This window comes from Streptomyces sp. 13-12-16 (assembly GCF_002114215.1).
In the GTDB taxonomy this organism is placed as follows: Bacteria; Actinomycetota; Actinomycetes; order Streptomycetales; family Streptomycetaceae; genus Streptomyces.
Genome location: NZ_NCTE01000332.1, coordinates 47,675 through 54,422, shown reverse-complemented (window position 1 = coordinate 54,422; position 6,748 = coordinate 47,675). Strand labels below are relative to the sequence as shown.

Annotated in this window: 3 protein-coding genes; 2 read left to right on the top strand and 1 reads right to left on the bottom strand. The window is 68.0% G+C overall.

Annotated elements, in window-relative coordinates; all coding sequences use genetic code 11:
- A partial coding sequence (locus B7767_RS14125; RefSeq protein ID WP_143652446.1) for a transposase occupies window positions 1–276 on the top strand: 276 nt, incomplete at its 5' end.
- Here B7767_RS14125 and B7767_RS14120 read toward each other — a convergent pair.
- Window positions 236–565 (bottom strand): toll/interleukin-1 receptor domain-containing protein, encoded by a 330-nt coding sequence (locus B7767_RS14120; RefSeq protein WP_085572491.1) that lies wholly within the window; start codon window positions 563–565, stop codon window positions 236–238. The genes B7767_RS14125 and B7767_RS14120 overlap by 41 nt on opposite strands.
- Before the next feature lie 438 nt (window positions 566–1,003).
- Between B7767_RS14120 and B7767_RS14115 the strand changes: the two genes are divergently transcribed.
- A complete protein-coding gene (locus B7767_RS14115; RefSeq protein ID WP_179167146.1) occupies window positions 1,004–6,748 on the top strand; it encodes an NACHT domain-containing protein in 5,745 nt (1,914 codons plus the stop codon).

Here is a 6,748-nt window from a genome sequence, read left to right as displayed (position 1 = left end):
TCCCGCGGTTTCCGCGCCTACCTGCGGCGACGCGGCATCGCGCACACCATTCCCGAGAAGGCCGACCAGCGGCGGCACCGACTGCGGCGCGGGAGCCGCGGCGGTCGACCGCCAGGGTTCGACCGGGAAACCTACCGCCGGCGCAACCTCGTCGAGCGCTGCTTCAACCGGCTCAAGGGCTTCCGCGGCATCGCGACCAGATACGACAAGACCGCCACCTCATACGAGGCAGCGGTCAGTCTCGCGTCGCTCCTGCTCTGGGCAAGATCCGTTTGAAGACGGACCCTAGCAGCCCAGGGTTCAGGGCCCGGCGCCACATGAGGATGTTGACCTCACGTCTGACCCAGAAGGAGTCGAGTGCCTCCTGGTTGAACAGGATGACCGCCGCGTCGCACTCCGCCAGCCACTGGTACAGCGTGGGGCACCAGTCCTCCCCCGGCCTGAGGGCGTCGGTGTCCACCTTGACCTCGTAGTGTTTCGTTTCGAGGCCCGCCGCGATCCGCTCGCGCACCTGCCGGGCGAGGGAATCCGCCCGGGAGCTGTGACTGATGAACACCTGGGTCACGGCAACGGTACCCCGTCCGGCGCTGTCCGGGCTCTCGTTGCGGTTCCGCCCCCGTATGCCTCCACGCCATGATTCTGACTGACGGCACAGCCACTAGGCAAAGCCCGTACGAGGAATGAGAGTTAACGCCGGGTCATACGATGGTCGTGTCCGCAGGACAGAACGCCCGATATGGGGGGTAGGCGAACCATGGTGAGTGGCCCTGCCCGGGAGCGTGTCGCCCTGGTAGTCGCTGGTGATCGGCAAGGCAGCGGTTATCTGATCTCCCCGAGGATTGTCCTGACCGCCGCGCATATCGTACGGGGCCGCGGGGACATCCGAGTCGGAGTCCCGGGTCGGCACGGGTCAGTCGTCTGCGCGCTCATCTGGTCGGGACACGAGGACGATTGCGACGCCGCTTTGCTGCGCCCGCTGGAAGACTTGATGCCGCCAGGGCTCATGCCCGACTCCCTGTCCGTGAGCTGGGGGAAGCCCGGCTCTCTCGCACCCGTGCCGGGCTGCCAGGCAATCGGGTTTCCGTCCTACCGGCGGGACGAGCACAACCGCTTCGACACCGAGCAGGTAACCGGCACTCTGCATCCGGGGTCCGGGCTGCTCAGTGGCAGCCATGTCCTGTCCATCCATCACGCGCCGACGGCGCATGACGACGGTGGCTCAGCCTGGGCCGGGATGTCTGGCGCCGGCGTCTTCGTGGAAGACGTCCTGGTCGGCCTCGTCACAAACAGCCAAGCGGGACGACCGGACGCCCTGAACATTCTCCCCGCGGCCGCCCTGCTCGCCCAGCCTGACTTCGTCTCGCAACTCGGTGGGCGGACGCCCCTTCTGACACTCTCACCCGACCTCGCGTTCGAACGCCAGCACACCGACTATCTCGCGAAGCGGCACAACCACCTCACGATCTTCGGCATCGACTTCCGCGACCGTTCCCTGTCTGACTGGCCACTCGACGCGACGTTTCTGCGGCTAGGTGTCACGCGGTCAGCCCGGATCTCCGGCGATGCCCCTCCGGCGGCCAACGCCCCGGTCCCGGTCGAGCAAGCGGTGGCCGGGCACGATCGCGTACTGCTGCGCGGGGAGGCCGGATCGGGCAAGACGGCACTGCTGCAGTGGCTCGCGGTATCCGCCGCCCGGCAGGACCTGCCCGACCGCCGTCTGTGGGACCGTATGCCGTTCATGTTGCCTCTGCGCACCCTGGTTCGGAACGGTGAGTTGCCCCGACCGGAGGACTTCCTGTCGGCCACCGGATCCCCGCTGGCCGGCTCACAGCCGGCCGGCTGGGTGGGCCGTGTCCTGTCCGCAGGCCGCGGGCTGCTTCTGGTCGACGGTGTCGACGAACTCGCGGAACGCGACCGGGGACGAGTCAAGGCGTGGCTGACCGATCTACTGACCGCCTTTCCGGACAATCAGTGGCTGGTCACCTCGCGCCCTTCCGCCGTGGCTGAATCATGGCTCTCTGACGCCGGTTTCACCGAGTTTGTCCTCGCCCCCATGAGCGATGACGACATCGACGTCTTCATCGGGCGCTGGCACGCGGCGGCTCGGGAAGCGATCGACGAACCGGATCGCCGGGCGGCCCACGAAGCGTACGAGAGGTCGCTCCGGACCGCCGTACACACCAGGTCGGACCTGCGAAGACTCATGACGAGCCCCCTAATGTGCGGCCTCGTCTGTGCCCTGCACAGTGACCGCCGGGGCTTTCTGCCGACGAGCGGAACGGAATTGTACGCAGCGGCACTCTCCATGCTGCTGTCGCGACGGGACAGGGAACGGGCCGTCGGCCTGCCCATGCAACTGCGCGAGGAGACGCAGTCATGGCTTCTTTCGCGGCTCGCCTACTGGCTCGTCCGCAACGGCCGTATGGAGGTGGAGTGGGACACGGCGATCCGGATCGTCGACGAGGCTGTGCCCGGTACACCGGAACTAGCCGCTGCGGGTGACGCGACGGGTATCTTCCATCACCTTGTGGCCCGCACCGGTCTTCTCACCTCGGCGACCGAGGGCACGGTGAGCTTCATCAGCCGTACCTTCCAGGATTTTCTGGCCGCAAGAGCCGCTGTGGAGGCGGATGACCTCCCCATCCTGGTGCGGAACGCCCACGATGCCCAGTGGGAGGACGTACTCCGGTTCGCGGTGGCTCATTGCCGACCACGTGAGCGGGCCACGCTTCTGACCATGCTGTTGTCCCGGGCCTCCGACGCGGACCGGGACCTCTCGGCCCGACTCACGCTGCTCGCCCTCTCCTGTCTGGAGTACGCGGTCGAGCTGGATCCGGCGGTGCGCCAGGAGGTGGAGCGTCGCGCGGCGCTTCTCCTGCCACCCCGTGCCGGCAGCGAGGTGACTGCCCTGGCCAGGGTCGGCCCGGCCGTTCTCAACCTCCTGCCCAGCCCCAGATCCGTAACCCGAAGGGAAGCGGCGACGCTGGCGGAACTGGTCCGGCGGGTGGGCAACCCTGTGAACGAGCCCCTGGTCCAGGCTTTCTTAGCACGCTCCAGGGCGCCGGTGCCAGCCTTCGCTTCGCCCTTCCCCGTGCCCACGGAGCTCCCTCCCGGAGCCCGTGAACTGGCCGTGGCGCTCAGTCCGGCCGCGCGGATCGAGCCGGAGTTGATGCGGGCGGTACGGCTGAACGTGCTGCCGTATCTGGACGTCGGCGCCGAGTCAGACCTGTGGTTCAGCGACTGGGTGGGCTCACGCACACCCACTGCGATCGCCCTGCGTTCCGGTCTGCTTCCCGGTCTCCGTTCCCAACTCGCGGAGAAACTCGCCACGAGCCCGGCAGACGATCCCGTTCATACCCTCTGGGTAGTCATCTCCCGCGTACACGCCGGACTTTCGCCCGCGCTGATCCTGGAGGAACGGGTCGCCTGGCTCCACGTCCGGGGCGACCGGGAACCGGCTGAAAGCGTCGACCAGGCGTTGCAGCCCGCACTCCGGGCACTTGTCGCCGAGGGGCGCGGCGGGGTCGCCGACTGGCTGGCAGGGGCCTGGGAACGATTGCCGGAGCCCGTCCGGCGCACCAGGACGGCCTGGCAGCTCGCCACCGCCGCCGTGACGCGGGTGCCCGGACTTGCCCTCGGAGCCTTGGAGCCACCGGACGACCTGAGGATCGGCGATGTGGCCCTGGTCGCGTCGGCCTTGGACGACGTACCCCTGCCGGTATCGCTGACAGGTGAGGAACTCGTGGTCGGCACCGGCGCGGGCCCGCACCCGGTGGCAGTCCCGGTTCCCGACACCCATCCCAGGGTGATCGAGGTGATCCTGGACGGCGGCGGTCCGACGGACGGCTCGGTACGCACGGTGACGGTGGACGACGGCCGGTCGGTGAGCGTGCCCGTCGGGAACCGCCGGCGGATCCGCCTGCGCACCGCCCGGGGCCTCATGTACGAGCTCCGCGATGCCCGGGTATCGGCCGGAGCTGGCACCCAGGCCCCCCTGGAGCACCCTGGCTCCATCGCCCTCAACACGCTCCCGCCGGCGCCAGCGCCTTTCACCGGCCGCGAGGAGGAGTTGGCACGCCTGATGGACTTTCTGGCGCCGGATCGACCCGACGGCGGGAAGGTCACCGCGGTGTCCGTGTCGGGGCTGGCCGGCACCGGCAAGACGGCTTTGGCCCTGATGGCCGCACATCGCGCTCAGCAGCGGGGCTGGTTCCCCGGGGGTACGGTCTTCGTCGACCTCCGTGGCCATGAGGCACGGCCGCTCGACAGCGACGAGGCCGCGCTCACCATGCTGCGTACTCTCGGCGTGGGCGAGTCCCGTATTCCCGTGGAAAGCGGCGAGCGTCTGACCATGTACCGGTCAGTCCTGGCCGACCGAGCGCGATCGCACGGTCCGGTCCTGATCGTGGCGGACAACGCCGCCTCCGCTGCCCAGATCCGTCCGCTGGTCCCCGGGGGGACGCATCGCATCGTCATCACTTCGGGCTCCGTCCTGCCCCAGCTCGACAGCCTGGTGTTCCGCATCTCCCGGCTGAGCAACCTGGATGCCCGCACGCTTCTGTACGAGGCCCTGCGCAGGGCCGACCCGGCGGACGCCCGGCCAACCCTGGAGCTGAACGCGCTGAGTCGGCTCGCCGAGCTGTGCGACGGACTGCCGCTGGCCCTGCGCATCGCCGCCGCGCTCCTAATCGGCGATCCCGGTATGACCGCCGAGTCACTCATGACCGAACTGGTCGATCCTGATACCCGTGTCGACCGTCTCGACGACGGGGAACGCAGCATCCGTGCGGCCTTCGAGGCGGCTTTCCGCGGGCTGACCGCCGATCAGGCCCGGCTGCTCCTGCTGTTGGCCGGTGCTCCAGCCCCTGAGCCGAACGATACGGCTGTCTCGCTCCTCCTCCCGGGCAGCGGCACGGAAGGGCTGTTGAACGGCCTGGTCCGCCGGTCCATCATCGACAGCCCAGGGGAGGACGGCCGTTGGCGGCTGTCTGACCTGGTGCGTGCCTTCGTGCTCACGCGCACGGCTGGAAAGGCGAAGCAGAACGAGGCGGCCTGGCGTCGCCTGCTCGATTACTACGCCCACGAGACGGAGGCAGCCGTCAGACGTTTGTTCTCCGACTCGGACGTACCGGTTCCGGGGCCCTCCCCTGGCCCCGAGGAAGCACGGGCCTGGCTGGACAAGGAACGGGTGAACCTCATCTCCGCGGCACTCTGGGCCGAGCGCCCGCTTTATAGGCCGACCGCGATGCGTCTGGGCCTGTCACTCGCGGACTACCTGCGAGAAACTCAGGATTTCCACGCACTCACGGCAGTGAGCCAAGCCGCCCGCAACGCGGCGTCTCGCACGGGTGACGCGGCCCTCGAGGCTGAGGCGTTGGGCAACGTGGGAATCGGGCTGCGCGGGACGGGTAACGTCACCGAAGCGATCGCCGCTCACACCGGCGAACGCGACATCTACCGGCGCGTCGGCGACCGGCACAGGGCAGGCCGTGCCGGTTACCGTCTGGGCGAGGCTTTGGTTCAGGCAGAGCGGTTCGTGGAGGCCGTACAGGCACTCGATCAGACACTAGAGCTGTACGTGTCGCTTGACGACGCGTACGGCGAGGGCTTGACCTGCGCTGCCAGAGCCGAGGCTCTGCGGGCGATCGGACAGGCGACCGAGGCCGAGGCCATGTGGGAGCGAGCCGCTGACGCGTTCGACCGCGCCGGTGCGCGGGAGGAAGCGGCTTCGGCACGCCGTCGCCACGGCGGCAGTCACTCTCCCAGCCCGGCTTTCGCGCGCAACTGGTCCTGGGAGCAGGAGAAAGCCTCGGCCCCCGCCGATCCCGCCATTGTGGAATCGTACAACCTGGTGCGAGGCCACCTCGTTCAAGCCCTTCCCGACATGTACCGCGGCACCTACGAGAGGGAGGCAGACCGCCTACTGCTAGCGCTACTGGCTTTCGCGACGGACTTCATGGATGGGAATACGCAGGCCGACAGCCAGGTGACACTGGCCGATGCCGTCCAGCACTTCCTCGACCGCTGGGGGTTCTCCACGGAACGGGAGGTCCGCCACGAGGAACGAGTCGTGGATGTCCTCTGGCGTTCGGAGGCCGGTGTCTTCGCGGTCAACGTCTCCGACCGATACTCTCCTCTCTGGAAATCCGTCTCTTCGGTGAACTTCGAGCTTCTGCTAGAGCGAGAGGCACGGGCAGAGACACCCAGCCTCCTCGACTGTGTCTCCACGGCCGTCGGAGATCTCGAGAGCCACACATCCTGTCTCGTGACGATCCGTCTGCCCGGCCACCGACCTCCCACGCCGGACCCACTGTCTGCCAAGGTGAAGTCGGCCTGCGAGGAACTCTTCGGTGCATCCGTCGCCACCCCCGACGACGACGTGTCGGGAGGTTGGACGCTGAACCGCGTGGAGCTACCCCACGGACTCACGGATCTGACCATCCAGGAGGTCACACCAGACCCGAACTCGATCGTCTGGGACACCGTGGAGGAGTACGAACACGGTTTGGTTCTGGGGCAGGTGACGGTGGACGCCGAGCTCATGCTCGAAGGTGTCATGCACAAGAGCGACTATTACATCGCCGAGCCCGACGTGCGGCTGTCGGAGGAACTCAACGACCACATGGTCGAGGTGAGCTTCTACCGGAGCGCTCAGCTGCTCTTTGACGCCCGACGGGACTCCGAGCAGATCGAGCTCGAATTCCGTGGCACGAACGCCCCTGAGTCCCACCCGCACGAAGGAGATTGA

Bases quoted from the DNA above. Each gene is read 5' to 3' on its own strand.
- B7767_RS14115 (WP_179167146.1), top strand. From the start codon at position 1,004: ATGCCCGACTCCCTGTCCGTGAGCTGGGGGAAGCCCGGCTCTCTCGCA.